This is a genomic window from Paenibacillus marchantiophytorum (assembly GCF_014640555.1).
In the GTDB taxonomy this organism is placed as follows: domain Bacteria; phylum Bacillota; class Bacilli; order Paenibacillales; family NBRC-103111; genus Paenibacillus_E; species Paenibacillus_E marchantiophytorum.
The window spans coordinates 121,294-147,784 of record NZ_BMHE01000013.1 but is presented as its reverse complement, the minus strand read 5'-3'; the positions used below and the strand labels follow the sequence as shown (position 1 = coordinate 147,784).

General features: G+C 48.6%; 26 protein-coding genes. 19 read left to right on the top strand and 7 right to left on the bottom strand.

Going from position 1 to position 26,491, the window contains the following annotated elements:
* Positions 1–185: hypothetical protein (locus IEY34_RS36785; protein WP_229757650.1), on the bottom strand; the 185-nt coding region annotated here is incomplete at its 3' end.
* A gap of 80 nt (positions 186–265) precedes the next feature.
* Here IEY34_RS36785 and IEY34_RS15135 point away from each other — a divergent pair.
* Positions 266–1,864: a bifunctional metallophosphatase/5'-nucleotidase gene (locus IEY34_RS15135; RefSeq protein WP_268240132.1), complete on the top strand. Its 1,599-nt coding sequence runs from the start codon at positions 266–268 to the stop codon at positions 1,862–1,864.
* A gap of 72 nt (positions 1,865–1,936) precedes the next feature.
* On the opposite strand, the gene IEY34_RS15130 is transcribed toward IEY34_RS15135, so the two are convergent.
* Both IEY34_RS15130 and IEY34_RS15125 read right to left on the bottom strand, forming a co-directional pair.
* Positions 1,937–2,182, bottom strand: coding sequence for an HD family phosphohydrolase (locus IEY34_RS15130; RefSeq protein ID WP_189012708.1), 246 nt, complete (start codon positions 2,180–2,182; stop codon positions 1,937–1,939).
* On the bottom strand, positions 2,179–2,499 hold the full coding sequence (locus IEY34_RS15125) for a YbjQ family protein (protein ID WP_189012707.1): 321 nt from the start codon (positions 2,497–2,499) through the stop codon (positions 2,179–2,181). The genes IEY34_RS15130 and IEY34_RS15125 overlap by 4 nt, the downstream gene beginning before the upstream one ends.
* Positions 2,500–2,594: 95 nt before the next feature.
* Here IEY34_RS15125 and IEY34_RS15120 point away from each other — a divergent pair, with 95 nt between their 5' ends.
* The 15 genes from IEY34_RS15120 (at position 2,595) to IEY34_RS15050 (ending at position 17,362) form a co-directional block, all read left to right on the top strand.
* Complete coding sequence (locus IEY34_RS15120; RefSeq protein WP_189012706.1) at positions 2,595–3,401, top strand: alpha/beta hydrolase; 807 nt, start codon at positions 2,595–2,597, stop codon at positions 3,399–3,401.
* A complete protein-coding gene (pxpB, locus tag IEY34_RS15115; protein WP_308423017.1) occupies positions 3,394–4,194 on the top strand; it encodes a 5-oxoprolinase subunit PxpB in 801 nt (266 codons plus the stop codon). Before IEY34_RS15120 ends, pxpB begins: the two co-directional genes overlap by 8 nt.
* Entirely contained in the window at positions 4,184–5,173 is a 990-nt protein-coding gene (locus tag IEY34_RS15110; protein ID WP_189012705.1) for a 5-oxoprolinase subunit C family protein, read from the top strand. Before pxpB ends, IEY34_RS15110 begins: the two co-directional genes overlap by 11 nt.
* A gap of 15 nt (positions 5,174–5,188) precedes the next feature.
* Positions 5,189–5,953: a LamB/YcsF family protein gene (locus IEY34_RS15105; RefSeq protein WP_308423016.1), complete on the top strand. Its 765-nt coding sequence runs from the start codon at positions 5,189–5,191 to the stop codon at positions 5,951–5,953.
* A 580-nt stretch (positions 5,954–6,533) separates the two neighbouring features.
* Positions 6,534–6,821: a CD3324 family protein gene (locus IEY34_RS15100; RefSeq protein ID WP_189012704.1), complete on the top strand. Its 288-nt coding sequence runs from the start codon at positions 6,534–6,536 to the stop codon at positions 6,819–6,821.
* 103 nt (positions 6,822–6,924) lie between these two features.
* Positions 6,925–7,743: a helix-turn-helix domain-containing protein gene (locus IEY34_RS15095; protein WP_189012703.1), complete on the top strand. Its 819-nt coding sequence runs from the start codon at positions 6,925–6,927 to the stop codon at positions 7,741–7,743.
* Between the two features lie 110 nt (positions 7,744–7,853).
* Complete coding sequence (locus tag IEY34_RS15090) at positions 7,854–8,831, top strand: Gfo/Idh/MocA family protein (RefSeq protein WP_189012702.1); 978 nt, start codon at positions 7,854–7,856, stop codon at positions 8,829–8,831.
* A gap of 44 nt (positions 8,832–8,875) precedes the next feature.
* Positions 8,876–9,706, top strand: coding sequence for a sugar phosphate isomerase/epimerase family protein (locus tag IEY34_RS15085; protein WP_189012701.1), 831 nt, complete (start codon positions 8,876–8,878; stop codon positions 9,704–9,706).
* A gap of 184 nt (positions 9,707–9,890) precedes the next feature.
* Positions 9,891–10,265 carry a response regulator gene (locus tag IEY34_RS15080; protein WP_189012700.1) on the top strand — a complete coding sequence of 125 codons (375 nt, stop codon included), beginning with the start codon at positions 9,891–9,893 and terminating at the stop codon, positions 10,263–10,265.
* A gap of 50 nt (positions 10,266–10,315) precedes the next feature.
* On the top strand, positions 10,316–12,064 hold the full coding sequence (locus tag IEY34_RS15075; protein WP_189012699.1) for a response regulator: 1,749 nt from the start codon (positions 10,316–10,318) through the stop codon (positions 12,062–12,064).
* 58 nt (positions 12,065–12,122) lie between these two features.
* Positions 12,123–14,567, top strand: coding sequence for an EAL domain-containing protein (locus tag IEY34_RS15070; RefSeq protein ID WP_189012698.1), 2,445 nt, complete (start codon positions 12,123–12,125; stop codon positions 14,565–14,567).
* Complete coding sequence (gene nikR / locus IEY34_RS15065) at positions 14,560–15,024, top strand: nickel-responsive transcriptional regulator NikR (protein WP_189012697.1); 465 nt, start codon at positions 14,560–14,562, stop codon at positions 15,022–15,024. Before IEY34_RS15070 ends, nikR begins: the two co-directional genes overlap by 8 nt.
* Positions 15,025–15,065: 41 nt before the next feature.
* On the top strand, positions 15,066–15,470 hold the full coding sequence (locus tag IEY34_RS15060; RefSeq protein ID WP_189012696.1) for a DUF2203 domain-containing protein: 405 nt from the start codon (positions 15,066–15,068) through the stop codon (positions 15,468–15,470).
* Positions 15,471–15,478: 8 nt separating this feature from the next.
* Positions 15,479–17,137 carry a copper resistance CopC/CopD family protein gene (locus IEY34_RS15055; protein ID WP_189012695.1) on the top strand — a complete coding sequence of 553 codons (1,659 nt, stop codon included), beginning with the start codon at positions 15,479–15,481 and terminating at the stop codon, positions 17,135–17,137.
* A 39-nt stretch (positions 17,138–17,176) separates the two neighbouring features.
* Positions 17,177–17,362, top strand: coding sequence for a hypothetical protein (locus tag IEY34_RS15050; RefSeq protein WP_189012694.1), 186 nt, complete (start codon positions 17,177–17,179; stop codon positions 17,360–17,362).
* Between the two features lie 91 nt (positions 17,363–17,453).
* On the opposite strand, the gene glsA is transcribed toward IEY34_RS15050, so the two are convergent.
* Both glsA and IEY34_RS15040 read right to left on the bottom strand, forming a co-directional pair.
* Positions 17,454–18,407, bottom strand: coding sequence for a glutaminase A (glsA, locus tag IEY34_RS15045; RefSeq protein WP_189012693.1), 954 nt, complete (start codon positions 18,405–18,407; stop codon positions 17,454–17,456).
* Between the two features lie 33 nt (positions 18,408–18,440).
* Positions 18,441–19,361, bottom strand: coding sequence for an aldo/keto reductase (locus IEY34_RS15040; RefSeq protein ID WP_189012692.1), 921 nt, complete (start codon positions 19,359–19,361; stop codon positions 18,441–18,443).
* Between the two features lie 132 nt (positions 19,362–19,493).
* On the opposite strand from IEY34_RS15040, the gene lepB reads away from it, so the two are divergent.
* Positions 19,494–20,015, top strand: coding sequence for a signal peptidase I (gene lepB, locus IEY34_RS15035; protein ID WP_189012691.1), 522 nt, complete (start codon positions 19,494–19,496; stop codon positions 20,013–20,015).
* Between the two features lie 258 nt (positions 20,016–20,273).
* Here lepB and IEY34_RS15030 read toward each other — a convergent pair whose 3' ends face one another.
* Both IEY34_RS15030 and IEY34_RS15025 read right to left on the bottom strand, forming a co-directional pair.
* Positions 20,274–21,923: an MDR family MFS transporter gene (locus tag IEY34_RS15030; RefSeq protein ID WP_189012690.1), complete on the bottom strand. Its 1,650-nt coding sequence runs from the start codon at positions 21,921–21,923 to the stop codon at positions 20,274–20,276.
* A 32-nt stretch (positions 21,924–21,955) separates the two neighbouring features.
* Entirely contained in the window at positions 21,956–22,384 is a 429-nt protein-coding gene (locus tag IEY34_RS15025) for a MarR family winged helix-turn-helix transcriptional regulator (RefSeq protein WP_189012689.1), read from the bottom strand.
* Positions 22,385–22,907: 523 nt separating this feature from the next.
* Here IEY34_RS15025 and pheS point away from each other — a divergent pair.
* Positions 22,908–23,942, top strand: a complete 1,035-nt coding sequence (gene pheS / locus IEY34_RS15020) for a phenylalanine--tRNA ligase subunit alpha (RefSeq protein WP_189012688.1) — start codon at positions 22,908–22,910, stop codon at positions 23,940–23,942.
* Between the two features lie 26 nt (positions 23,943–23,968).
* Positions 23,969–26,407, top strand: coding sequence for a phenylalanine--tRNA ligase subunit beta (gene pheT, locus IEY34_RS15015; protein WP_189012687.1), 2,439 nt, complete (start codon positions 23,969–23,971; stop codon positions 26,405–26,407).
* Positions 26,408–26,491 lie beyond the last annotated feature (84 nt).

Below are 26,491 nucleotides of genomic sequence, written 5' to 3'. Positions count from 1 at the left end.
GACTGGAGTTTGTCCAGTGAAATGCAAAAAAAAGCCTTCCCAGAGCCCACAAACCCGAATTCCACTGGAATAACTCCAGTGTTTTCGGTTTTCAGAGGTGAAATTGATAATTTGACTGGCGTAAATCCAGCCAAACGCAATAACCACCCCCCAAAGGCCCGCCCAAACAGAAGCAGAAACTCCACAACTCGGCCACCTGTCAATCTACCATTCTCTATTGTATAATAATCAACACAAAATAAATTCAACCATAGGAGTGGTTAGTTTGGTTCATGCATCCTCACAGAACACTTGTACAATCAGCATATTGGAAACGAGCGATTTGCACGGCAGTATGCTGCCGATCCAGTATGCGAACAACCAAGCTAACGAAGTAGGATTAACGAAAATAGCCGCACTGATTGCTAATGAACGCAGCCTTCATCAAGAAGTGATTGTGATTGACAACGGCGATTTGATCCAAGGAACCCCCTTGGCTTATTATCATGCCAGATTGGACAACGAGCCGATGGATCCGATGGTGCTTGGACTTAACTATTTGGGCTATGATGCGGCTGTTCTGGGGAATCATGAATTTAATTATGGCCTTGAAGTCCTGCAAAAGGCAGTCAAAGAATCCAACTTCCCCTGGCTATGTGCAACAATTTTGGATGACCGAAGCGGGGAGCCTTTCCTTGGCCAGCCTTATATCGTGAAGCAATTGCAAAGTGGCGTTAGGCTTGGTATTTTGGGGCTGACAACACCCTATATCCCAAATTGGGAAAATCCGGCGCATATCGAAGGTCTGAGATTTATAGATGCCATTGAAGCAGCCCAAACTTGGGTGAAGGTTCTCAAAGAGAAAGAACAAGTGGATGTTGTTGTCGTCTCTTATCATGGCGGTTTTGAACGTGATCTGACGACTGGCGAACCAACAGAACCACTCACAGGTGAAAATCAAGGCTACCAGCTCTGCATGGAAGTCGAAGGGATCGATGTGCTGCTTACAGGACATCAACACCGGAGCATCGCGGGAACCAAGATTAACGGTGTCATCGTTGTTCAGCCGGGGACGACGGGAGTGACCCTGGGCAAAGTGCAGCTTGAGCTGTCCCAAAAGCCGGACGGCAGCTGGCAGGTGGACAGCAAGGCTTCCGAGCTGCTGACTGTTGTCGGCATGGAAGCGGACCAGAAGCTTGTTGAGCTGGTCAGCTCCTACGAAGCGAAGACGCAAGAATGGCTGGATCAGCCGATAGGCAAGCTTGCAGGCGATATGCGGGTAACGGATCCGATGCAGATTCGGTTGAAGGACAATGCGTTGATCGAGTTCATCAACCGCGTACAGATGGATTTGTCAGGGGCTTCCATATCCAATACAGCCTTGTTCGATAATGTCTCACCTGGATTTCCTTCCGATATTACGATGAGAGACATCGTCTCGAACTATATTTATCCGAATACCCTCAAAGTGATTCGGATTTCCGGTCAAGACATCAAGGATGCCTTGGAGCAGTCGGCCGAATATTTCGAGCTCACATCGACGGGGGATATTCAGGTCAGCAGCAAGTTCAAAGAACCTAAGCCGCAGCATTTTAACTATGATATGTGGGAAGGGATTACGTACAAATTGAATATTTCGCGGCCCATCGGATCCCGTGTCGTGCAATTGGATTTTGAGGGGAAAGCGCTTGATCTCGGGGCTTCTTTTGATGTCGTTATGAACAATTATCGCGCCGCGGGCGGCGGCAATTATGCCATGTTCCAGAACAAACCGGTCGTGAAGGATATTCCGACAGATGTCGCTGAATTACTGGCAGGCTACATTATGGAGCGGGGAACGATAGAAGCTACCTTGAATCATAACTGGGAAGTCATTTGGGACTAGTGTAATATCAAAATAAAGCCGTACACAGAAGAGCGTAAGCTCAGTGTGTACGGCTTTTTGGCGTCGCCACGACTATTTTTCGCGAATATACTCTCTGTCGCCCGACCGCGGGTTGTAGTAAACCCTGTACGTGTAGCCATCCTTGGGGTCGATGAACACTTCAGGTGTCGAAAGAAATCCGTTGGACGGTTTTTCCGGTGTTTTCGAACCGTTGTTTTTGTATCGTTTATCATAGATAAGATAGCCAAGTAGGAAGAGAATCACAATACCCGCGAACCATGCCCCATAAAAGAGTAAAAAAGGGGTAATTGCATTCATAGCCTGCGTGTCCGGACGGCAGTGCCGTAGGCAACGATTTCACTCATATTTTGACCGATATCACCACTGTCGAAACGCATCATCACGATGGCATCTGCGCCCATAGCGGCGGCATTTTTCACCAATCGATCCATAGCCTGCTTGCGTCCGTCTTCCACCATCTGTGTGTACTGGGTGACTTCCCCGCCAACAAGACTTTTCAACGAGGCAAGAATGTCACCGCCAATGCCGCGGGCGCGCACGACAACACCAAATGTACTTCCGAGCACTTCGGTTACTTCATAGCCTGCAATTTGTTCCGTTGTAGCGACAATCATGAAGATCAGCTCCTTATTATAAATAGACTCTTTGCTACTTGGTTAAGTTTGGATATTATTATCTTAGTACGGAAATCAAATAAGGGGGTTTCACAATGAGTGGAAATGAAACAATTGAATTATGGCCCGGAGCATCCGCAGGCAGCATCGGTGAGGATAACCAAGGATGTCCGAGTTTGACCTTATATCCTGTTGCCAAAGAAGGCTTGAGCTCTGCCGTTATAGTATGTCCTGGCGGCGGTTACTCTAGGCGTGCCGAGCATGAAGCGGGTCCTATTGCCAAATGGCTGAATGGGCTGGGGATTGCCGCCTATGTTCTTAACTACCGCGTGGCTCCGCACGAGCATCCGCTTCCGCTGCAAGATGCGCAAAGGGCCATCCGGACGGTGAGACACCATGCCGGAGAATGGGGCATAGATCCGAATCGAATCGGTATTCTCGGCTTCTCCGCAGGCGGACATCTTGCCTCCTCGGCAGGCACTCATTATGATGCGGGAAATGAAGCGTCAGAGGATCCAATTGACAGACACAGCAGCCGCCCAGATGTGATGGTGCTATGTTATCCGGTAATTACGTTCGACGGAGAATTTGCCCATGTGGGATCGATGCATAACCTGTTGGGACAAACACCAGATCCCGAGCTGGTAACGCTGTTATCCAATGATCAACAAATTACCGAAGATACGCCGCCTACGTTCCTCTGGCATACAGCCGACGATGCGGCTGTTCCTGTAGAAAACAGTTTGTTATTTGCCGCCGCGCTTAGCCGGAACAAAGTGCCTTTTGACCTCCATGTGTACGAGAGCGGGCGTCATGGGATTGGCTTGGCTGAAGATCATACAGAAGCTTATCAATGGCCGGAAACGTGTGCGAATTGGCTGAAAAAGCAGAACTTTGCCTAAATCAATGCGCTCTGATCGTTATAACTATCAGCCGCTTGGTGATTCAGCCCTTGTGATGCAGCTAGGGACAAGCATCGACGTAGCCCAACTGGAGCGAATTGGCCGGCTGGCGGTCCATATAGAAAACAACCGATTTGCTGGTTTTATCGAGCTGGTTACCGCTTATACAACAATTACAATCTACTATGACAGCCTGCTGATCTACGAGCAGAATCTGGCTGCCAAAGCAGTGGGGGGCGCGCTGCGCGCCAAAATAGCGGAAACAGAGCTCCCCTACGACATTGTTTGCCAGCATATCGACCGGCTGTTGATGAGTTTTGAACATGAGAATGAGACATCTACGCACAAACCTGAGGAAATTATTAATATACCTGTTTGTTATAGTGAGCAGTACGGCCCTGATCTTGCAGCTGTTGCAGCTTTTCACCATGTATCGCAGGAGGCAATTATTCATCTGCATACCTCGCGGACGTATCCTGTCTTCATGATCGGCTTTGCGCCAGGCTTTCCGTATTTAGGCGGATTGGATGAGAGGCTTGCGACGCCGCGGAAATCGCAGCCAAGAACCCGGATTCCTGCGGGATCGGTGGGCATTGGCGGCAATCAAACAGGTATATACCCATTTGAAACGCCAGGGGGCTGGAACTTGATCGGCCGTACGCCGCTTGATCTATTCCGACCCCAGGATGACCCGCCATCTTTGCTGAAGGCCGGGAATCTCGTGCGATTTGTCGCTATTACGGAAGAGCAGTTTGAAGCTTCAAGGGAAAGGAAGCAAACCTATGGGCTTTGAGGTTAGCAAGCCTGGACTGCTGTCGACCTTGCAGGATGAAGGACGTTTTGGGTTTCGCAAATACGGCGTTATCGCCTCAGGTCCTATGGATTCTTTTGCGCATCGGACGGCCAACATACTAGTTGGCAACAAAGCAGATGCCTGTACATTGGAAATGACGCTGTCAGGTCCGATTCTGACAGCGCAAAAGGACATGGTCATCGCGATATGCGGAGCTGATATGGAAGCTGAGATCGACGGAACTCCCATGCCTTTGTGGCGTCCATTCAACATTTATCAGCGTGAGCGGTTGACTATCGATTATGCCAGGCAAGGCTGCAGAGCTTATTTGGCTGTTAGCGGTGGTTTTGAGGGCCGATCGGTGCTCGGCAGCCAAAGCACGTATTTGCGAGCAGGATTAGGCGGTTACGAAGGAAGAGGGCTTCAAGTTGGCGATCAGTTGAATGTTGGTGAAGGTGAAATGAAAAGGTTTGCTAGAAACCAACCTGCGGGTGCGGTGAGCACGCTTATACGCCCGCCCTATGAGGAGAATCCTACGGTGCGAGTGACATGGGGAAAAGAGGCTACTTATTTCACGGAGAATAGTCGATGGCAGTTTGCTGCTCAAGGGTTCATGGTGACACCGCAATCTGATCGCATGGGCTATCGTTTGAAGGGTGATCAGCTCCGTATGACAAATGATGTATCTCATGAAATGATTTCCGAAGCCGTCGTCCAAGGGACGATCCAGGTGCCTGCAGGAGGACAACCCATTCTGTTGATGGCGGATTGTCAGACGACAGGCGGTTATCCGCGAATCGCGCATGTCATTACAGCGGATCTTCCACTGGTGGCTCAAGTAAAGCCGGGCGGAACGATCCGTTTCGAGGTAGTCAGCCACCGGGAGGCGCAGGAGCAGCTTCTCCTGCAAGCGATGGATTTGCGGCTGTTGGAAGCCGGGATGCAGGCTTGGTACCAAGATCACGAATCACGTAGATAAAAGGAGGACGGCCGAGTGGAGAGGCTGCGTATTGATTTGAACTGCGATATGGGCGAGGGCTTCGGCGCTTATCGCCTGGGCCGTGATGCGGAGCTGCTCGACTACGTCAGCTCCGCGAACATCGCCTGCGGATTCCATGCAGGCGATCCGGCCACCATGCGCAGCACCGTGCAGCTGTGCTTGCGCAAAGGCGTTGCGATCGGGGCCCATCCGGGCCTGCCCGATCTGCAGGGCTTCGGCCGGCGCGAGATGGCGATCACGCCGGCCGAGGCTTACGAGCTGACGCTGTATCAGCTCGGGGCGCTGCAGGCGTTCGTCCACGCCGAAGGCGGACGCCTGCAGCACGTCAAGCCGCATGGCGCGCTCTATCACATGGCCGCGAAGCGCCATGAGCTAGCCGCCGCCATTGCGGCTGCGACCCTGAGCGTCAGCGCGGAGCTGACGCTGTTCGGCCCGCCCGGCAGCGAGTTGCTGCGGGCGGGCGCCGCCGCGGGGCTGCGAACCGCGAGCGAGGCTTTCGCCGATCGCAGCTATCAGCGCGACGGCACCCTGACGCCCCGCGATCAGCCGGGGGCGCTGCTGCACAGCGCCGCGGATGCGGCGGCGCAGGTGGTCAGGCTCGTCCGCACGGGGAAGGTCCTCTCCCTGGAGGGGGAGGATCTGAGCTTGCAGGCGGACACGATCTGTCTCCACGGCGACGGCGCCCATGCCGTGGCATTCGCCCGGGATATCCGCAGCTTGCTGAACAGCAGCGGGATAGCTGTTATGGCACTCGATTAGATTCATTTCCCAATAGGAAAGAATCAATATAACGATTCTTTCACTTGAGAACAAGCTGGGAATATGAGTAAATAGAGATGTAGCCGGCCGGCTGATTCCTGAGGAAAGGAGTGATCAAGGTGATTACAACACAAACAGAGGTGATCTCTGCGTAAGCAGAGGTCACTGTTCCAAACGGGGGCCGCAAGGCCTCCGCATTAAATTTACTTAACGAGTAGACAGCGAGACGCTTTTTACATATAATAAAAAATGTGAACACGAAGTGAACACAAATAGCAAGAAATGACTATGTTTTCCAATCCAAATTAGGTGAAAGGAGTGTTTCTTAATGAACACAATGAAAATGACAGTAGCGATGATTGTTGCGGCCGCCGCAGAGGTACTCGTCTCCTAACTGAATATCATTCGTGGAATAACCGTTCACCTGAATTGTATAATTGCATATACAACCGACAGGCACGATTATGATCGTGTTTTTTTTATTCCATTTTTTGAGAATGGTAGGAGGTTAAGGGGCGATGAATACTCTCTGCAAATCCGTCAAAGTTTAGCTTTGCACAATTTGAGGAGGTTTTCATCCATGAGTTACAAGAACGGGAAGGACGTTCTTCCCCCTAACCTATTAAAACAATTACAAGAATATATCCAAGGTGAAATCGTATATATCCCTAAGAAAGAGCAAAAACGCGCTGGATGGGGAGAAAATAATGGAACACGCATCATCATTGAGCGTCGAAATCAAGAAATTTTCCGGCTGTACCAAACCGGCTCCACCGTTATGGAGTTGATCAAAGTCTTTCATTTATCGGAAGACAGCATCCGCAAAATTATTGTCAAGACACGTGAAATCAGTGTTAGTCAAGTTTAGCAGCAGCATCCCATGCGATGCTGCTTTTTTTTGTTGTATGATGGATAATAAAAAGAAGAAGCAAACGAACATGACAAATGGCTTTGGAGGTGGCGTGAGCCTAATGAAAGATGAGCTGGATATCCGCAGTTTTATCGGCACCCATGATGATAATTTTTATGATGAAGGATTTCACAGTCATCCGGCCGTTGAAGTTAGTATTGTGCTTGAAGGAAGGGCCTTGTTCGAGTGGACAAAGCGAAGCTATATGGAGGCAGGGCACATCGTTATCATTCCACCCAGCTTGTCGCACCGATTCGAGGCGGTAACCAGGGTGCGGTTCGGGGTTATTCTGCTGCAGGGCGCCCCTCTGAATGTGATGGAGCTGTTAGGGAAGCTCGGGTGCGCCAGCGATACGGGAGGAGCTGCAGACAGCCAACCGGTATTTCTGGCTTTATCCAGGCTGGACAAGGAAAGGCTTGAACGTTTGTTCCGGGAATGGCTCCGCATGAAAGCTTCGTTCCTCAAAGAAAAGCATGCGAACTACATGGCTTGGATGGAAGTGCTGCTGCTTTTTTTGCTGGAGCACTCGCAGCAGGATTTGCAAGGAATGACCGTAACCAAGGCGGCTGACTACATGCGTGAAAATTTACAGGGATCTGTTCACATATCGGATTTGGCCGAAATGGCCGGTTTTACAGAGCCGGCGTTTCGCCGCGTTTTTGAACAAATGTATGGGGTTAGTCCCAAACAGTATCAGCAGCAGTGCCGTTTGCAGGAAGCCAAGTGGCTGTTAAGTTCAACCGATAAAGATATTCGCGAGATTGCGGAACAAATTGGCTTTTATAGACTGCATTCCTTTTCACAATGGTTCAAGGAACAAGAAGGAATTCCGCCTACCGTTTGGCGTAAAAGCGAGCGTATGCAGAACGGTCCCGTGTAAGACGAGTTGCGTTTTGCGTAAATTGCGGTTCGGTTTCCCTAAATACAAGTGCTGGTTAATTCGATATGCTAAGAGTGTAGTCGTAAATAGGGTCTGGGAGGGCACAACAAATGGAAAAAGTAAGAATTGGATTTTTTGGTGTAGGCGGCATGGCGGAATACCACATGAAAACTTTGCAACAGATTGAAGACGCAGCAATCACGGCTGTCTGTGATCTCAACAAGGCGCGGGCTTCGGAGATGGCGAACCAGTTTGGCGCAAAAACATACGAAACATTGGAAGAAATGCTGGATGCGGGCGTTATTGATGCGCTTTATATATGTACACCGCCTTTTGTAAGGGAAGGGATTGAAGAGGCGGCCGCGGCGCGGGGCATTCATCTGTTATCGGAGAAGCCGATCGGCTTGCAAATGGCGGAGGTGCGCCGCAAAGAGCAGATTATTCGCGAATCCGGGATTATTCACTCATCCGGCTATTGCTTGCGCTATCTGGACACTGTTCAGCAGGCCAAACAATATTTGGCAGATAAACAAGTCGATATGGTGCTTGCCTACCGAATTGGCGGAATGCCCGATGTAGGCTGGTGGAGGCTTATGGATCGTTCAGGTGGCCAACTGGTGGAGCAGTCTACGCATCAAGTTGACTTGGTTCGTTATTTGGCCGGTGAATTTGATTTTGTGGAGGCGAACTATGCGCAGCGGCATATTCAACGTAATTACCCGGAAGCAACGGTGTATGATGTAGGCATCGTGTCATTCGGACTGCGCAGCGGAGCGCTCGGGACTATCAGCAACACCAGCTTGTCGCGCCATCTGGGACGAGGGGATGTCGAATTTTTCGGGCATGACTTCTATGTGTCTGTGAGCGGAATGACCTTGAGAATCGTGGATGACACGCAGGATATCACCGTAACGTCGGAGATGGATTTCTATCTTGAGCAGAATCGGGCATTTGTCGCCGCGGTGAAGAGTGGACGGCAGGAACTTGTGCTTGGCGACTATTCGGAAGCGGCCGTGACCCTCGAAGTCACATTGGCAGCGAACGAGTCGGCGGAAGCGCAGCGAAGAATTGTTATTCCGGCAGTTTAATTTTGCCATGTGATCTGATCTGAACGATTCGGAGGAGGTTGGTTATGTTAAAAGGTGTTAATCAATGGTGTTTCCCAGAAGGTACACCGCTTGAGCAAATATTTAAGATTAGCCGTGAAGCGGGTTACAACGCGGTTGAATTGAATGTTAATCCGTTAGGTGATGTAGGTTTGACTATGGAAACAACGGCATCTGAAGCCGAGGCAATCGGACGCTTGGCCAAGACGTACGACATTCAGCTGCGAAGCTTGTCTACCTCATTGTTGTGGCATAGCCCGCTTTCCTCTGCAGACGCCGCTTTACGGGAACAAGGACGCCGAGTTGTCGAGAAACAGCTTGAGCTTGCGGAGCTGCTGGGCATCGATACGGTACTGGTTGTGCCGGGAGCCGTTAATGAGGAGACTTCCTACGATGAGTGCTACGATCGCAGCCATGCGGAACTCGCTCTGCTGGTCCAAGAAGCTGAGAAACGCCGCGTGCGCATAGGCATCGAAAACGTATGGAACAAGTTTCTGCTGTCACCGCTTGAAATGCGTGCCTATGTCGATGATTTGCAGTCCTCTTATGTCGGCGTATATTTTGATGTGGGCAATATTTTGCATAACGGCTATCCGCAGCAGTGGATTCGAATTCTTGGATCCCGCATTTTCAAGATCCATGTGAAAGATTATCGACCAAACGTAGGCAATGGCCATGGTTTTGTGCCGCTGCTCGCGGGCGATGTCAATTGGGCTGAGGTTCGGTCGGCTCTGGGAGAAATCGGTTATACGGACACCGTGACGGCTGAAGTCGGTATATATGCACATAGTCCGCTTCAGACGGTTTATGACACTGCACGTCACTTGGATGTTATTCTTGGTGGAGCAGCACGATAACACTGCGAATTCATCAGCGGTTCCTGGAGAATTAAATAAAGGTTGCGAATAGAAAGCTGTCCTGGGAGGTTGAACCTTGGGGCAGCTTTTTTTGGCGTTTAGGCTGGGAAGCGAACATAATAGTACCTTGCTTCGACACAAAATGATATAATTAGTGGAAATTAAACAGGTTAAGGAGAACACCATGTCTGTATACAAAATATTGCTTGCTGATGACGAATTCGCACTTCGTTTTTTGCTTACGGAGACACTTTCCGATGAAGGGTATGCCATTACAGAGGTTGAAGACGGTCAACAGGCGATTGAACAGTTGGAGAAAGAAACATTTGATTTAATTATTCTTGATTATATGATGCCGGAGCGCACAGGTGTTGAAGTTTGTGAATGGCTGCGGCAAAGCGATAATGTCAATCACCAGCTGCCAGTTATTTTATTAACGGCTAAAGCGCTGGATAAAGATAAAGAGAAAGCCAAAGCTGCTGGCGTAACGACTTATATCGTAAAACCATTCAGCCCCATTCAACTTTTGGATACAGTTGGACAATTACTGAAATCTTAGTACGAACCATATAGAGCTAGTTATTATGTAAAAAGGGTGATTGTCTGGACATGAGCAATAACTATCTGGAGACAACGAAGGACTCCAAGTCGGAAGCGGATAGAGATGAGAGAATTCTCAAAACGGGGAGAAAACTATTCATCCGTGAATTCGTGAAACAGCTTAAACAACTCCAATCCCATCTTGATGCCATTCAAGCAGCTCCTGAATCGGAAGATTTAGAGCGTTTCTATCGAATTATTCATACGCTCAAGGGCAGTTCGCCAATTTTTGGCTATGTGCGGATCGGCAAGCTTGCCGAGGATCTGGTTCATCTGTGGGAATGGACGCAATCGATGGAAGTGGAGGGAGCCGCTATTCTGCTGCCCAATTCTCCGATCCAAGAGAGCGTAGAACGGAGCAAGCCCATCCTTCGCCAAATGAATATGGAGTATGATATCGCGCTAACTGAAATGCAGTTGGATGAACAGCAGGATTCGAGCAGCGCCTCCATGCTGGGTTCGCTCAAGAGCAGGCTGCTGCTCGTTGATGATGATGAAGTGCTGCGTTCTTATTTGACCCGTCGGCTGCAACTGGACGATTGTGTCGTTGATGAAGCGGCTGATGTGGATTCCGCTATCAAATTATTGCGTCAACATACGTATGATCTAGTCATATTGGATCTTATGATGCATCCTCAATCCGGCTACGAGCTCTTTGAGTTTCTTAAGGAAGATCCGACGTTGAAATGGCTGCCGCTCATTGTTTTATCAGGACGCAATGATTTGCAAGATAAAGTTCGATGCTTTCACCTCGGTGCCGATGATTATGTGACCAAACCGTTTCAATATGAAGAATTGGCGGCGAGGATTTATGGATTGCTCAAAAGAACCAAAAATTTCGAGCAGCTCGCTTTCCGCGATCCGCTGACAGGCGTGTTTAACCGCCGATATTTCGATTTGCAGATCGAGATGGAGCTTCAGCGCATTGACCGTTATCCAGCACCGATTTCTTTGGTGTTTATTGATATCGATTGCTTCAAGAAAATTAATGATACTTACGGACACCACGTGGGGGATCTGGTGCTGCAAGGCTTAGCGCATCTTCTGCAGGTGAATTTGCGATCAACGGATTTGCTTGCGCGTTTTGGCGGAGAAGAGTTCGTGATTGCTCTGCCCAGTACATCCTTAGAACAGGCGATAGCGACTATGAGGGACATTTTAGACAAAGTACGTTCCAAACCAGTGGCCCAATATGGGGGGCAAGTCTTCTCCATTACCTTCTCAGCGGGCGTTTCCGAGTGGCGAACTGGAATGACCGTAGGTGAATGGGTGTCCAAAGCGGATGAGGCCATGTACCAAGCGAAGCAGCAAGGCAGGAATCGAATCATGGCTGCTTCTTTATTAGATGAGGTCAATCCCAAATTGGCAGCGGCACAGACACAGAAGAAGAGTCTGCTAATTGTCGATGATGATCCTATTTTACGAGCGATTCTTACCTCTCATTTAGAGCATTTGCCCATCACCATTACGCATGCTGCCGACGGTGAAAAAGCGCTGGAATTGTTCCAGAGCCAGCATTTCGATGCTTGCATTCTGGATGGGATGATGCCTAAGCTGGATGGCTTTACCTTATTGGAGCAGCTAAAGAAGGATGCTCATTTGATACAGGGAGAAATGAAAGTGCTAATGCTGTCAGGTAAGAAAAAGGAAGATGATGTGGTCAGAGGTCTGCACATGGGTGCTGATGACTATATGACAAAGCCTTTTTCGCTTGTTGAACTGGAAACTCGTGTCAAGAAACTTATGAATTTGGTATAGTGACTGGGAGCGCAAGAGCCAGAGTACTGTAAATGGATTGAAATGAGGAATTATATAGATGGAACATGTACACGGATCTTATGACATGGAACTGGTCATTTTTTCTTACATAGTTGCCGTACTTGCTTCTTACACGGTACTTGATTTAGTAGACAAGATAAGCAACGCTAGAGGACGATACAAAGGGCTATGGCTGTTGTTTGGCGCAATTGCCATGGGAATGGGCATATGGTCTATGCATTTTGTGGGCATGCTCGCTTTTTCGTTGACGGTTCCGATCGCTTACGATTTGTCAACCGTTATTCAATCCGTGCTGGTGGCGATTGTTGCTTCTTTTGCTGCTCTATATGTTGTGTGTCGCAATGCATTGACGTGGCGCCAATTGCTATTGGCTGGGGCTCTATTGGCAACGGGGATTTCGGCTATGCATTATATTGGCATGGCAGCCATGGAGATCGATATTACCTATCGGCCTGTTTATGTGATTCTTTCTATCGTCATTGCCATTGTGGCATCTATCGCGGCATTGTGGTTGTCTTTTTATTTCCGTCAAGGCACAGGCTCGCGCAAAATATGGGAGAAACTGGGCAGTGGTCTGATTATGGGGGCTGCCATTGTAGGGATGCATTATACTGGCATGCAAGCAGCGCAATTCCATCTGGGCATGAAATCAACCTTATCGACAGGCATGGTGCTGGATCAGAAATTTCTCGCCTACTTCATTATTGGCGGCACTATGTTAACGCTGGGGCTGTCCTTATTCGGTATTTTCATCTCCAATCGCTTAACGCGCAAAGATACAGAGCTGCTGGAGAATGAGAAATGGTATAGATCCCTGTTTGAGAACAATCAGGACGGCATCATCACGGTGGATCTTAATTATCGTATAAAAGGATTCAACTCCGCGATCACGAAACTAACCGGCTTGTCGAACGAATGGTTTCACAATCAAACCATTAGCAGCTTGTATCCCCTTATTGTGCAAGAAGATCAGGAACGAACAAGGGAGTTCTTGCTAAGATCGCTTGGCGGAGAAATCCAGCGATATGAAACTGTTATCGTCCATCAAAACGGGGACAACGTGAATATTAGTGTCATTAATGTACCCGTCATCCTGGATGGAAAAGTGGTCGGCAACAATATTATTGCGCGGGATATCACGATGGAGAAGCAAGCCAAGGACCGAATTGAGCATCAAGCTTATCATGATGAGTTGACAGGCATGCCGAACAGGCGCATGTTTAATCAGGTTCTTACGCAAATAATCGAAAGCAAGCCCAAATCGTTCGCGGTAATGGTCATGGATATCGATCGTTTCAAAATGATTAACGATTCGCTTGGGCATACCTATGGCGACTTGTTTCTCCAAGAGATGTGTGAACGAATTCAACAAAGCATAAGTGGTTTCCAAGTCATCCTGGCTAGAATGGGCGGGGATGAATTTACATTGCTCTATGAAAATGACAACTCAGATGACATAACCGCGTTGGCGGAACGCATTATTCGCGTCATCGCTTTGCCGTACCGATTGAAAGAAAATGATTTCTATGTCACAGCAAGCATCGGCATAGCCCAGTTTCCGTTTGATGGCGTAGACGCTGTTCAATTGTTGAAAAATGCGGATACCGCGATGTACGAAGTGAAGAAGAATGGGAAAAATGGGTTTCAATTCTACAGCCATGAATTAAACGAGCATTTACAAGAGAAGATCGAATTGGAAAATGATTTGAGAAAAGCAATTCCAAACGATGAATTATTTGTTTATTATCAGCCTCAAATCCGTGCGGAAGATAGCCAAATGATCGGGGTTGAGGCACTTGTTCGTTGGGGACATCCAACCAAAGGTACGATTTCGCCCGGCGTCTTTATACCGATTGCGGAAGAGACAGGGATGATCTATGAGCTGGGCACCTGGGTGCTTCGTGAAGCTTGTCGCCAGATGAAGCAGTGGCACGACGCAGGAGGGCCGCTTATTCCCATCTCTGTCAATCTGTCCACTCAACAATTCCATCAAACGCATTTGATTGATTACATCAAAGACATTCTCGAAGAAACTGGATTGGAACCTCAATATTTGGAACTGGAAATTACAGAAAGCATGATGATGGATCCTACGATTTCCAGCCATATTTTGAATGAGTTAACGGCCTATGGCATTCGGATTAGTTTGGATGATTTCGGGACAGGCTACAGTTCTCTTAGTTATTTGAAGCTGCTTCCCATTCATAAGCTGAAAATAGACCGTTCGTTTATTCGGGATATTACCGAGAACGATAACGACAAGGCCATTGTGTCCACGATTATTTCAATGGCCCAATATTTGAAAATGGATGTTATTGCAGAGGGCATCGAAACCAAGGAGCAGCTTGATATTTTGATGGATAATGATTGCCAAAAGATACAGGGGTATTACTTCAGTCGGCCTTTGCCAGCTGATGAGGTAGAGGATGTGTTTTTCGCTCCATTGCGCCTTAAAGAGAAGAGGAGATTGACTGATGTCTGAGAAAGAAGCGCTGGTGCGGTTCGGCATCTCTATGCCGCAATCTCTTATTGAACAGTACGACAGACTAATTGCCTTACAGGGCTATGATAATCGCTCGGAAGCCATCCGGGATCTTACACGCAAAGCGCTGCTCACTTCAAGCAGCATGCAGCCGGATGAAAACGTAGCGGGAACGATTGTGATGGTTTATGATCACCATGTTAGCGATTTGCCCATCACCTTAATGGAGCTACAGCATGAGTATCACCATGCTATTATTTCTACGATGCATATTCATTTGAATCATCAGCAGTGCCTGGAAATCTTGGTTGTTCGGGGCAAAGTACATAAGTTACGCGAACTGCAGCAGCGGATACAGGTACTGAAAGGCGTCGGCTACGCCGAACTTTCAGTCACACATGTAGATGAGCATGGACATGCTCACGGAGAACCTCACGACCATACGCAGAACTCGTAGTTCATCTGTTTTTTTGTTAGAATTAGGCATGGAGGTGTGATATGTCTGTTACAAAATGGTTTAGTCTAGAAGAGGCGAATGCCATGCTCCCTTTTGTCGACCAAGAGTTGAAGAAGATGCAGGCATTGAAACAGCAGTTTGAAGAGAAATATGTAGAGCTTCGTGAAATGAAAAACGAACTTGCCGAGAAACCGCACAAGGAGAAAGATCCTTTTTTCGTGATGGAAGCCGAACTGGAATTTATTCAGATCGAGGTACGCGGACTCATACAGAATTTCCAAACGACCGGTGTTGAGCTCAAGGATATAGAAACAGGACTGGTTGATTTCCCATCAATGCTAGAAGGACATGAAGTTCTGCTTTGCTGGAAACAAGGAGAGGACAGAATTCGGTATTATCACAGCAAAGAAGATGGATTTGCTGGGCGGAAACCGATTTCGGAGTAAAGGACCTAATGATCATGTTGAAACTCAAAAAAAGCGCATACCCGCGCTTCATACTCATGCCTGCCATGCTGATCGCGCTGTTGATGATGATGCTCCTGAGCGTTGCCATTGCTCCGCAGAGCGTATCCGCCCATGCCTCATTAGTACAGGCTGTTCCAGAAGAAGGCGCGAAGCTGGAAAGTTCTCCGCCACAAGTAACTGTGACCTTTAACGAGCCGTTGGATGCAGGACTTTTTTATATCAAAGTATTCAATCATGACGGCGAAGAAATTACGAAGAGCAAAGCGTATTTGAACAAAACACAGACCGGCTTGGAGCTTGATTTACCTAAGCTTTCCGAAGGTGTTTACTTGGTCAGCTACCATGTCATCTCGGCTGACGGGCATCCGGTTGGCGGCAGTTATCCGATCACGATCGGCAATCCGCCACAAGAGGATACACTGGATTTACCTACGGCTCATGCGAGCCATGATCATGGTGGGGGCCCTTTGACAACGAAAGAACTGCTGCAATATGCTTCTCGCGGACTGTGGTATTTGATGATATTAGCTTTAACCGGGTGGGTCATATGGTTGCGACTTCCCGGTGTCAGCAGCTTAGAAACTCGCGAAACACTTTCAGCATGGACGCTTAATCTCCAAAGAGCACAACTGGTAGCGCTGTTGTTTCTGATTTTCACCCATGTAGAGGATTTGCTCGGCGGCGGCGGAACGGAAGAACTGTGGCAGCTGTTTACTGCAACGAATATCGGCATCTCTTGGGTGCTGCTGCTTGTCCTATCCTTCCTAGGATTTGCGCTTGCAGGCAGATGGAAGTGGTTCGATGTCATATGGCCTATAAGCTTGCTTGTTGTAAAAAGTTTCAGCGGGCACGCGGCTTCTTTTTCGCCATTATGGGCAACAATTGGGCTCGATTTTATTCATCTGGTCGGTGCAGCACTATGGGTAGGGGGCTTAATTCTCCTCTATGTGAAATGGCGTCAGAAAGATACGGCATTCAGCACCTATATGCAAAAATTTTCGAATATGGCTTTGATTTCAATCCTTGTTCTTACCCTATCCGGAGTCGCTTCGGTGTTATTGTTCCTGCCCAACTTGCGTTACTTGCTGTACTCAACTTGGGGTATCCTGATGCTAGTTAAAGTTGGAGCCGTTGTGCTCGTCATGATCCTAGGTCTTGTTATTCGGCTGTATATGCGCCAAAAGAAAGCGGAACGCTCTTTCATCTGGGTGAGGCTGGATCTTACGCTCATGGTTGTCATCGTATTGCTAGTGGGGATTATTACCTACTTGGCGCCAATTCCGGTGAACGAGCCGCTGCAGTGGCATCAGATGGGGGAAAAGGTTCATGTATCTGCGGATATTACGCCGAAAATACAAGGAACCAATAATTTCGTAGCGAAAGTGTTCCTTCCGGAAAAGAGCGGAAAGCCCAAACAAGTTCTGATGATATTGCATTACACCGACGATGCGGAAATCGCACCGATCTCGGTCCCTCTAGCGCTTTATGAAGACAAGACGCAAGAAGAATCGTATGGTTTCGCCAAGTTCAGCTACAAAGCGGTGGGGGCTTACCTGCCATTCAGAGGGAATTGGGATCTGGAGATGCGCGTTATGGATCCTGACGATAATGAAACGGTTTACCATAAGACGTTTATTGTTTATTGATGGAAGGGCATTTCATACACGAGAAAGCGGGTGGCGGCCATGGCTTGGATAACAATGCTGGATCGAGAACAGTTGTCCGTGAAGTTGGATGATAAAGATGAAGCTACTTTATTGGAAGTCAACGACGGGGGAATTGCTCCCAGCTACGTCACGGTTAGACTGAGTGAGTATGAGATTGACGAATTGATTGAAGTGCTGCAAAGAATTAAACAAGCGATCCTTTAGACGTACATAGAGGCTGTCCCCAAGGTTGAAAACCTGGCGGACAGCCTCTATTTTGTTTCGGAATGAATGAAATAACGAACACAGATTTGCTTTAAAACAGACTCCAGTCGAACTCCTGGGACAGCTTGCCCAACAGGTGAACGCCTGCTGTACTGTTGCCCTTGCGATTCAGCGGAGGACTGACAACACCGATGCCGTATTGGCCGGGCACCATCGAGAGAATGCTGCCAGATACCCCGCTTTTGGCTGGGATGCCAACGTTCATGGCGAATTCGCCGGAGGCGTTGTACATCCCGCAAGTAAACATGAACGTCTTGGCGATTTGGACGAAGCGCCGAGGGATCAATCGTTGATTGCGAATCGGATCAACGCCGTTGTGGGCCAGAACAAGCGCCATTCTAGCCAAATCCGTGCAATTGACCTCGATGGAGCAATGGCTGAAATAGGTGCGCAGCACATCGTCGACCTCGCTATCAAGTACGCCATTGTCTTTGAGGAAATAGGCCAAGGACCTATTGCGGTGCGCCGTATCAGACTCTGATTGGAACACCGCCTGATTGATTTCAAGTGTCGGATTATGCGCGACCTCACGAAAAAACTGCAGAATCCGCGCCACCTGCTCCTCTGAATCCTTGCCTGCAATCAAGGAAGAAATCGCAATGGCCCCCGCGTTTATCAGCGGGTTAAATGGAATCCCAGGCTCGACAAGCTCCAGCTTGAGCATAGAATTGAAATCGTCACCTGTAGGCTCCATGCCTACCTTGGAGAATACGATCGCTTCGCCTCGATCCATCAAGGCCATAATCAGTGTGAAAACTTTGGAAATGCTTTGCAACGTGAAGCGAAAGTCAGAATCACCAGCGACGACGGTAAGCCCGCCTGCATCCATGATGCAGATTCCTAATACATCAGAGGGTGCGTTCGCAAGCTCAGGAATGTAGGAAGCAACGTGACCATCCGTTGTATGTTTGTGGCTGTCAGCAACCCACTCAGCCAAATGGCTGGTGAGCTGCTTCCAAGATTGTTCTTCTATGTGGTGACTCATCTTGAGGTCCATTCCTTCCTAAATGGCGAATTCCTAAGATTTCCAGGCTTGCGGGTGGTTATCACTGATAAGTTCTGTGGCGCTTGCATTGGCAACGACTTGCTCTGGCGTCTTGCAGCCCGGGATCACGGTTGTGACCGCGTCATGTTTCAGACACCAAGCGAGCGCCCATTTGGCCATATCCATGCCAGGCGGCACTTCTTCTTGCTGAATGCGCTGTACTTCTTCCAGCTTGAGCTTGACGCTGTCGGCATCGTGGCGATGACGCACATCGGTGTTGCTGAACACGGCGCCTGGTTTATATTTGCCGCTCAAATAACCGCTTGCCAGCGGAACGCGGGCCAGAACACCAAGGTCCTGACTCGTGCAAGAAGGGAAGACCAACTCTTCAGGAGCCCGGTCCAAGCGGTTATAGACAACTTGGATCGCCTTCGAGTTGACTTTCGTGGAGCCTTCCGTTTGATGAATATTGGCGTTGCTGCCAATGGAAGTCCCGAGATGACGGATTTTACCGGCTTGGACTTGTTTGTCCAGCGTCGTCCAGAGAAGATCATTATCAAATAAATCATCCGGCCCGGAGTGGAATTGATATAAGTCTATGTAGTCCGTTTGCAATGATTTTAGAGAATCATCCAACTGCTTAATCACACCATCGGCGCTGAAATCATCCGTACGGGTGAACAAATCATGGAAATGGTGACCGAATTTCGTAGCTACAATCCACTTCTCGCGATTGCGGCGGGATAAGTAATTGCCGATTAACGATTCGGATAAATGATCGCCATAGCATTCCGCGGTATCGATTAAGTTGATGCCCAGATCAGCTGCCTGATCGAGAATTGCATCAGCTTCCGCCTGTGTGTAGGTAAGTCCCCATTCTCCACCGAATTGCCAAGTGCCAACACCAACAATGGAAACTTTCAAATCGGTTTTTCCAAGTCTGCGATATTTCAAGATTATCACTCTCCTATATAGTCTCCAACCTCATTATACAACAAACTTTTATTTTATATTAATGTTGAATCGCTTGAAATCGTCTACTGTATAGTGAGACATTCATCGTTTTAAGAAGGGGGTCATTTACCTATGAACAAGATTGTGAAAACCATCAAAGAGTGGGGGCCTAGCGTCCTGGTCGCTGTCTTCGCTTCCCTGATCATTAATACGTATGTAGCGCAGGCGGTTACAGTTCCTACAGGCTCTATGCTGCCAACGATTCAGCTCAAGGACGAGTTGATCGTGGAGAAAATGAAGGTGTTAACGGACTTCAGCTTCGGGGATATCGTCGTCTTCTGGCCGCCGCTCGCGGGTAATAAGGATCGCTATGTGAAGCGTTTGATAGGACTGCCTGGCGACACCATAGAAATCAAAGACGGAAGCCTTATTCGCAATGGTCAAAAGGTAGATGAACCCTATGTGAAATCTGCGATGACCTACACGTTCAAGCAAGTGACTGTTCCAGCAGGAAACTATCTGTTCTTGGGTGACAACCGCAATGAGAGCTACGATTCCCACATGTGGCCAACCCCTTTTGTACCAGAAAAAGATTTGATCGGCAAAGCGGTTTTCCGGTTGTTTCCGTTAAATCATATGGGTACGATTGATTAAGAGCCTCCAAAGACTCCTATCCCCGAAAATGAGCCTCCAATTGCTCGAATAAGAGCTTTTAGGGGCTCTTATTTCTATATTTGGAGGAGTTTGGAGGGAATTGCTTGGAGTTAAGAGTCTCCAAAGACTGCTATTCCTCAAAATGGGCGGCTTTTGGCGCGTTTAAGAGCTTCTAGAGACTCTTAGTGGAGATAGGGAAGAAAAGAGAAGACAAGAGGCTGCCCCCAAGTAGTACTATGGGAACAGCCTCTTTTTCATTTAGGCAATACCAGGCGACATTTCTTTCTCGTCTTGTGGTTTTTTGGACTTGCGGTCAGACACCTTGATGTTCCCGATGAAGAAGGTAAGCACAGCGCCTAATAACACGAACACTAGTCCTACAATGAACACTTGGTGAAGGGAAGTCACCAAAGCATTTTTGAGAATAGGCAGCATATGCTCCACGAATTCTTTGGGCATTTGAGCCAATGTTTCCGGACTGAGCAGAGAGGAATACAAAGCTTGCGGGTTCGTATGAACCATCCCTGTCATTTGATCCGCCAATTGACTGGCTTCTGCAGGCAACTGCTTCACAACAGGAAGCAAATCTTGTTCCAACAATACGGTAGATTTATGGTTCATAATCGCACCGAGAATCGTCATACCGAAGGTACCGCCGATTTGACGGAAGAATTGGCTGGAAGAGGTCACCACGCCAAGTTCGGATTTCGGAAAGCTTTCTTGCAAAGCGAGTGTCAGGATCGGCATAACCAAACCCATACCTAGACCGAGAACAAGCATATAGCTGGACGCAATTAATTTAGTTGTGCTAATGCCCATTGTACTGAGGAAATAGAAACCTACCGCCATAATGAGCATACCGACAAGCATTTGTCGCTTAACTCCGATTTTATGAATGAATTGGCCGGAAACAACGCTGGCTGCAATCATCGTAATCATGAGCGGTGTCATAACCGTACCGGATGCAGATGCACTAATGCCGACAATTCCTTGCATGAAGAGTGGAACGAACATGATGGCACCGAACATGCCGACAGCCATAAGGAAACCTACACCGTTAATGGTGGAGAAAGTTCTATTTTTGAACAATCGTACGGGTAAAATAGGTTCTTGCGCTTTACTTTCAATGAATACGAACGACACCAAGGATACGACCGCAACTGCAATCAAGCCAATGATTTGCCAAGAGGACCAAGCATAATCTTTACCGCCGAACGTTAAGGCAAGCAATAAGCTGACAACCCCGAGTACCATTGTGAAAATCCCCGGAATATCGAATTTTACTTTACCAACAGCTTTGTGCTTAGGCAGCGCGATCGAGATTAAAATAACGGCAAGGATACCAACCGGAAGGTTAATGTAGAACACCCAGCGCCAGTTCCAAGCATCAACGATCCAACCGCCAACTTGAGGGCCGATTACGGAAGACAAACCGAAGATGGCTCCAAAAACACCCTGCCATTTGGCACGTTGCTTACCGGTAAATAAGTCACCGATAATAATCATCGCCATCGGCATCATAATACCGCCGCCAAGACCTTGCAAGCCGCGGAACAAAATAAGTTCCGTCATGTTCTGGGACATCCCGCAGAGTGCGGAAGCTCCGATGAAGATAACTAAACCTGTGACATAGATGACGCGTCGGCCGATCAAATCGGCGAGTTTACCTGCAATTGGAACAACAACCGTCGATGTCAGCATGTAGGCTGTTGTCAGCCAAGCCATCAGACCGAGTCCGCCAAATTCGCCGACGATCCGCGGCATGGCTGTACCCACAATGGTGCCGTCCAAGGCACCGAAAAGCATGGCGATGATGAGCCCTGTCAGCAGCAGACCGCGATTTTTGAGTTCAGGCGATGTTTCTGCTTCAATGGAATCGGGGGAAGTTGTTTTTTGAATATTTTCCATGTTGTATATCACTCCTTATAAGAATAAAAAAATTAATAAAATGAATTGAACTGTTCAAATGCGCTAACAAGAACATGTCGATCTTCCGGAGTAAGTTGGGATAGTCCACGGGCAATAATATCCCTCTGAACATCCTCAGTAAGCTTGATAATAGCTTTCCCTGTATCCGTCACTTCAACCAACACGATGCGCCGATCGGTCTCATGATGCTTGCGAACAACATGCCCGCTTTGGACAAGACGATCGATCATAACCGTGATGGCACTTGGTTTGACCCCCATTTTCTCGGCAAGGTGCGTTTGTTTGGGCATGCCTTCTTTGGCAATCATGAACACTAGGAACAACTGCGGTCTCGTTAAGTCTGTATTCAACTGACGCAGTACAGCTGCGCTTATTTTACGATGAGTCGTTTCGAGCGTTGTACGGAAGCGATCGGTGTAAGCGAGCAAATCATCTTCCATGGCAAAACCTCCTCAAACATTTCACTAAATTCTGAATATTTAAACAATTAAATTATTATATAAGTTAATAGTTAAACTGTTTAAGTAAAATATACGCCGATCTTTTTTCGAAGTCAACAGGGATTTTTACCTAATAAGGCGAGTTCAACTTGCATCTCTAACGTATCTTGCATATAATTACTGGTACATATACGTGAAAAATGCTTTGACGGAGAAGAGTACGCAGTGCTTCTTGACAGGGAGGGAACGCCGAAGATTGAGAGCGATCCCCGAGAATCAGGCTGCTGAAGTTCGCTCCCGAGCAGTCCTTTGAACGGAATCCGCCATGCGGCATCTAAGTAGAGGGAACCGGACACATCGTCCGTTATCTGGAATGAAGTGAGATTCGCTTCTAAGGCTTATTCGCCGGCAGCGCAATCTAATTAGGGTGGTACCACGGCTTTTCGTCCCTTGCGAGGGAGCGGAAAGTCTTTTTTGTGTTTTCATTTCGGGTGACAGAGGGCCTAAATCAGGAGGGATTGCGATGAAAGAGCGGTTAGAAGCTTTGAAGCTAGAGGCGCTGCAAGAGTTAAGCGGTGTCCAAAGTCAGCAGGAGCTGAACGATTTACGTATTAAATATTTAGGGAAAAAGGGACCATTAACCGAAGTTTTACGCGGCATGGGCGCTTTGAGCGCAGAAGAAAGACCTGTGATCGGTCAAGTGGCGAATGATGTTCGCGCAGCGATTGAAGCTGTAATTGAAGAAAAGCAAGCCGGGTATCAACAGCAAGAAACCGAAAACAGATTGCGCGCAGAAATGATTGACGTTACACTGCCAGGCCGCCCGTCGCAGCAAGGCGCTGTGCATCCGCTCAGCAAAGTGATTCAAGAAATTGAAGATATCTTCATTGGCATGGGGTATACCGTTGCTGAAGGTCCGGAAGTAGAGCAGGATTACTACAATTTCGAGGCGCTTAACTTGCCCAAAGATCATCCTGCGCGCGATATGCAGGATTCCTTCTACATTACAGACGAAATTCTGATGCGTACACAAACATCACCGGTCCAAGTCAGAACAATGGAGAAACGCCAAGGGGAAGTTCCGATCAAAATCATTTGTCCAGGCAAAGTGTATCGCCGCGATGACGATGATGCGACACATTCCCATATGTTCACCCAAATCGAAGGTTTGGTCATCGACCGCAACGTAAGAATGAGCGACTTGAAGGGAACATTGCTTCAATTCGTTCAAGAAATGTATGGCAAAGAGACACGTATTCGCTTGCGCCCAAGCTTCTTCCCGTTCACCGAGCCAAGCGTTGAAGTAGATGTCAGCTGTGCGATGTGCGGCGGCGTGGGCTGCCGGACTTGTAAGCAAACAGGCTGGTTGGAGATTCTCGGAGCGGGTATGGTGCATCCTCGCGTACTCGAGATGGGTGGTTATGATCCCAAAGAATATACCGGTTTTGCCTTCGGAATGGGCGTAGAGCGCATTGCAATGTTGAAATACGGGATTGAAGATATTCGTCACTTCTATACCAATGATTTGCGTTTCTTAAAGCAATTTTTACACTTGTAAACAAATAGGAAAAGGAGGGGTTAAGCATGAAAGTATCTTATCAATGGTTATCGGAATATGTCGATGTATCAGGGTTCACAGCTGAGGAATTAGCAGAAAAACTAACCCGAAGCGGTATTGAAGTGGATATCGTGGAAGATCGGAACAAAGGGGTAACGAACGTCGTAGTCGGTTATGTGAAAACGCGTGAAAAGCACCCGGATGCCGATAAATTGAGTGTTTGTACGATTGATGCGGGACAAGGAGAAGACTTGCAAATCGTTTGCGGCGCCAAGAATGTTGATGCGGGTCAAAAGGTGCCTGTCGCGATGATCGGTGCCGTGCTGCCAGGCGGCTTGCAAATCAAACGCGCTAAACTGCGCGGCGTTGAGTCCCAAGGAATGATTTGCTCGGCCAAAGAGCTTGGACTCAATGACAAGCTTCTGCCCAAAGAAATTCAGGAGGGCATTCTAGTCCTCCCGGAAGATACAGAGATCGGCAGCTCGGTGCTTGATGTTCTGGGCATTAATGATAAAGTGTTGGATCTTGATTTGACGCCTAACCGCTCCGACTGTCTAAGCATGCTTGGAGCTGCTTATGAAATAGCAGCAATCCTGGGCCGCAGCGTGAAGCTTCCTGATGCGGAAACAGCAGGATCAAGCGCTGTGAAAGCAGCAGATCGCATCAGCGTGAAAATTACTGCAACGGAGCAGTGCACGCACTACGCAGCTCGTTTAATTGAAGGCGTACGCGTCGGCACGTCGCCGTTGTGGATTCAGAACCGACTGATGGCGGCGGGAATTCGCCCCATCAACAACATCGTAGATATCACGAATTTCGTGATGCTGGAATACGGTCAGCCTTTGCATGCTTTTGATGCGGAGCAGTTGAACAACGGGCACATCGACGTACGCCTCGCTGCAGCCGGCGAGAAGCTTGTTACACTCGATGATGTGGAACGTACACTTGAGCCGCACATGCTGCTCGTAACGGACGGCACGAAGCCTGTAGCGATCGCTGGTGTCATGGGCGGAGCTAACTCCGAAGTGACCGAAGGCACGACGCGGATTCTGCTGGAATCCGCCAAGTTCGCAGGCAGCTCTGTGCGCCGCACGTCGCGCCAGCTGGGCCTTCGCTCTGAAGCGAGTCTTCGCTTCGAGAAAGAAGTCAACCCGGAAGCGGTGCTTCCGGCATTGAATCGGGCCGCTGCGCTGATCGCTCAGTACGCAGAGGGCCAAGTCGCAGACGGCATCGTTGAAGCCGTCTCAGGCTCCCACAAGCCGGTCGCTATCTACCTTGCGGCTGACCGCGTGAATAAATATCTCGGCACTGAACTTTCATTGGCCGAGATGGGTCAAATTATCGAGCGCCTGCACTTCACGTTCGAGCAGGCGGGCGAAGGCAAGCTGCTCGTGCATGTGCCGAGCCGCCGCGGCGACATTACCCGGGATGTCGATTTGATCGAAGAAGTGGCGCGTCTCTTCGGCTACGACAACATCCCGACAACCTTGATGAGCGGTGTGACTACGCCAGGCTCCTTGTCCCAAGAGCAGTCGATTCGCCGCATTACGCGGAATCTGCTGACGCAAAGCGGACTGCATGAAGTCATTACGTACTCCTTCACACAGCCGGACCAAACTTCCCTGCCAGGTCTTTATCCTGCAGCCAAGCCAATCTCGCTGGCGATGCCTATGAGCGAGGACCGCAGCCAACTGCGCACGACCTTGCTTCCGCATTTGCTGGATGTTGTAAGCTATAACCGCAATCGTACGATGGACGATGTGGCGATCTTTGAAATTGGCAAAGTCTTCATCACCGACGAAGCCGCTCTGACAACTCTGCCGCAAGAGAAGCTGCTGCTGTCTATCGTGCTGACCGGCAAACGCCGTCAAGCGCACTGGGCACAGAAGTCCGAAGCTGTTGATTTCTATGATATCAAAGGTATTTTTGACCGTCTGATCAGCTATTTGGGCGTCAAAGGACTTACGTACCAATCGGCTTCACCGGAAGGATTCCATCCAGGACGTACAGCTGAACTTGTGCTGAACACGGCTGAAGGCTCCAAGGTGATTGGTCGAATGGGGCAGTTGCATCCAACAGTGCAGCAGCAGCGCGATTTGGACGACACCTACGTGCTTGAGATTGAATTCTCTCCTATCCTGGAAGCAGCGGGCGACGCCATCGTGTACAAATTGCTGCCGCGCTATCCGTCCATTGGACGTGATCTGGCTGTGGTTGTCAAAGCGAACGTTCCTGTAGGGCTTATGGAGCAATCCATTGCCGAAGTAGCTGGCGAGCTGCTGGAATCCATTCACGTATTTGATATCTACACGGGAGAACGTCTAGGCGCGGATCGCAAAAGCGTAGCGATCGCTTTGGTCTATCGACACGCAGAAAGAACGCTGCTGGATGAAGAAGTAACGGAGCTCCATGCCAAAGTGGTTCAAACCCTTGAACAGCAATATGAGGCGGAGTTGAGAAAATAGTGCAACTTTCATTTTAGTTGCAGGAAAACGGGCTGGCCTTATCGAAATTACACTCGATAGGGCCAGCCTTTCATCTAAGGGAGG

Coding starts and splice junctions, on each gene's coding strand:
- IEY34_RS15075 (WP_189012699.1), top strand. CDS start 10,316: ATGAGCAATAACTATCTGGAGACAACGAAGGACTCCAAGTCGGAAGCG.
- IEY34_RS15080 (WP_189012700.1), top strand. CDS start 9,891: ATGTCTGTATACAAAATATTGCTTGCTGATGACGAATTCGCACTTCGT.
- IEY34_RS15070 (WP_189012698.1), top strand. CDS start 12,123: ATGGAACATGTACACGGATCTTATGACATGGAACTGGTCATTTTTTCT.
- pheT (WP_189012687.1), top strand. CDS start 23,969: ATGAAAGTATCTTATCAATGGTTATCGGAATATGTCGATGTATCAGGG.
- IEY34_RS15025 (WP_189012689.1), bottom strand. CDS start 22,384: ATGGAAGATGATTTGCTCGCTTACACCGATCGCTTCCGTACAACGCTC.
- IEY34_RS15060 (WP_189012696.1), top strand. CDS start 15,066: ATGTCTGTTACAAAATGGTTTAGTCTAGAAGAGGCGAATGCCATGCTC.
- IEY34_RS15095 (WP_189012703.1), top strand. CDS start 6,925: ATGAAAGATGAGCTGGATATCCGCAGTTTTATCGGCACCCATGATGAT.
- IEY34_RS15055 (WP_189012695.1), top strand. CDS start 15,479: ATGATCATGTTGAAACTCAAAAAAAGCGCATACCCGCGCTTCATACTC.
- IEY34_RS15100 (WP_189012704.1), top strand. CDS start 6,534: ATGAGTTACAAGAACGGGAAGGACGTTCTTCCCCCTAACCTATTAAAA.
- pheS (WP_189012688.1), top strand. CDS start 22,908: ATGAAAGAGCGGTTAGAAGCTTTGAAGCTAGAGGCGCTGCAAGAGTTA.
- nikR (WP_189012697.1), top strand. CDS start 14,560: ATGTCTGAGAAAGAAGCGCTGGTGCGGTTCGGCATCTCTATGCCGCAA.
- glsA (WP_189012693.1), bottom strand. CDS start 18,407: ATGAGTCACCACATAGAAGAACAATCTTGGAAGCAGCTCACCAGCCAT.
- lepB (WP_189012691.1), top strand. CDS start 19,494: ATGAACAAGATTGTGAAAACCATCAAAGAGTGGGGGCCTAGCGTCCTG.
- IEY34_RS15090 (WP_189012702.1), top strand. CDS start 7,854: ATGGAAAAAGTAAGAATTGGATTTTTTGGTGTAGGCGGCATGGCGGAA.
- IEY34_RS15125 (WP_189012707.1), bottom strand. CDS start 2,499: ATGATTGTCGCTACAACGGAACAAATTGCAGGCTATGAAGTAACCGAA.
- IEY34_RS15030 (WP_189012690.1), bottom strand. CDS start 21,923: ATGGAAAATATTCAAAAAACAACTTCCCCCGATTCCATTGAAGCAGAA.
- IEY34_RS15110 (WP_189012705.1), top strand. CDS start 4,184: ATGGGCTTTGAGGTTAGCAAGCCTGGACTGCTGTCGACCTTGCAGGAT.
- IEY34_RS15050 (WP_189012694.1), top strand. CDS start 17,177: ATGGCTTGGATAACAATGCTGGATCGAGAACAGTTGTCCGTGAAGTTG.
- IEY34_RS15085 (WP_189012701.1), top strand. CDS start 8,876: ATGTTAAAAGGTGTTAATCAATGGTGTTTCCCAGAAGGTACACCGCTT.
- IEY34_RS15130 (WP_189012708.1), bottom strand. CDS start 2,182: ATGAATGCAATTACCCCTTTTTTACTCTTTTATGGGGCATGGTTCGCG.
- IEY34_RS15120 (WP_189012706.1), top strand. CDS start 2,595: ATGAGTGGAAATGAAACAATTGAATTATGGCCCGGAGCATCCGCAGGC.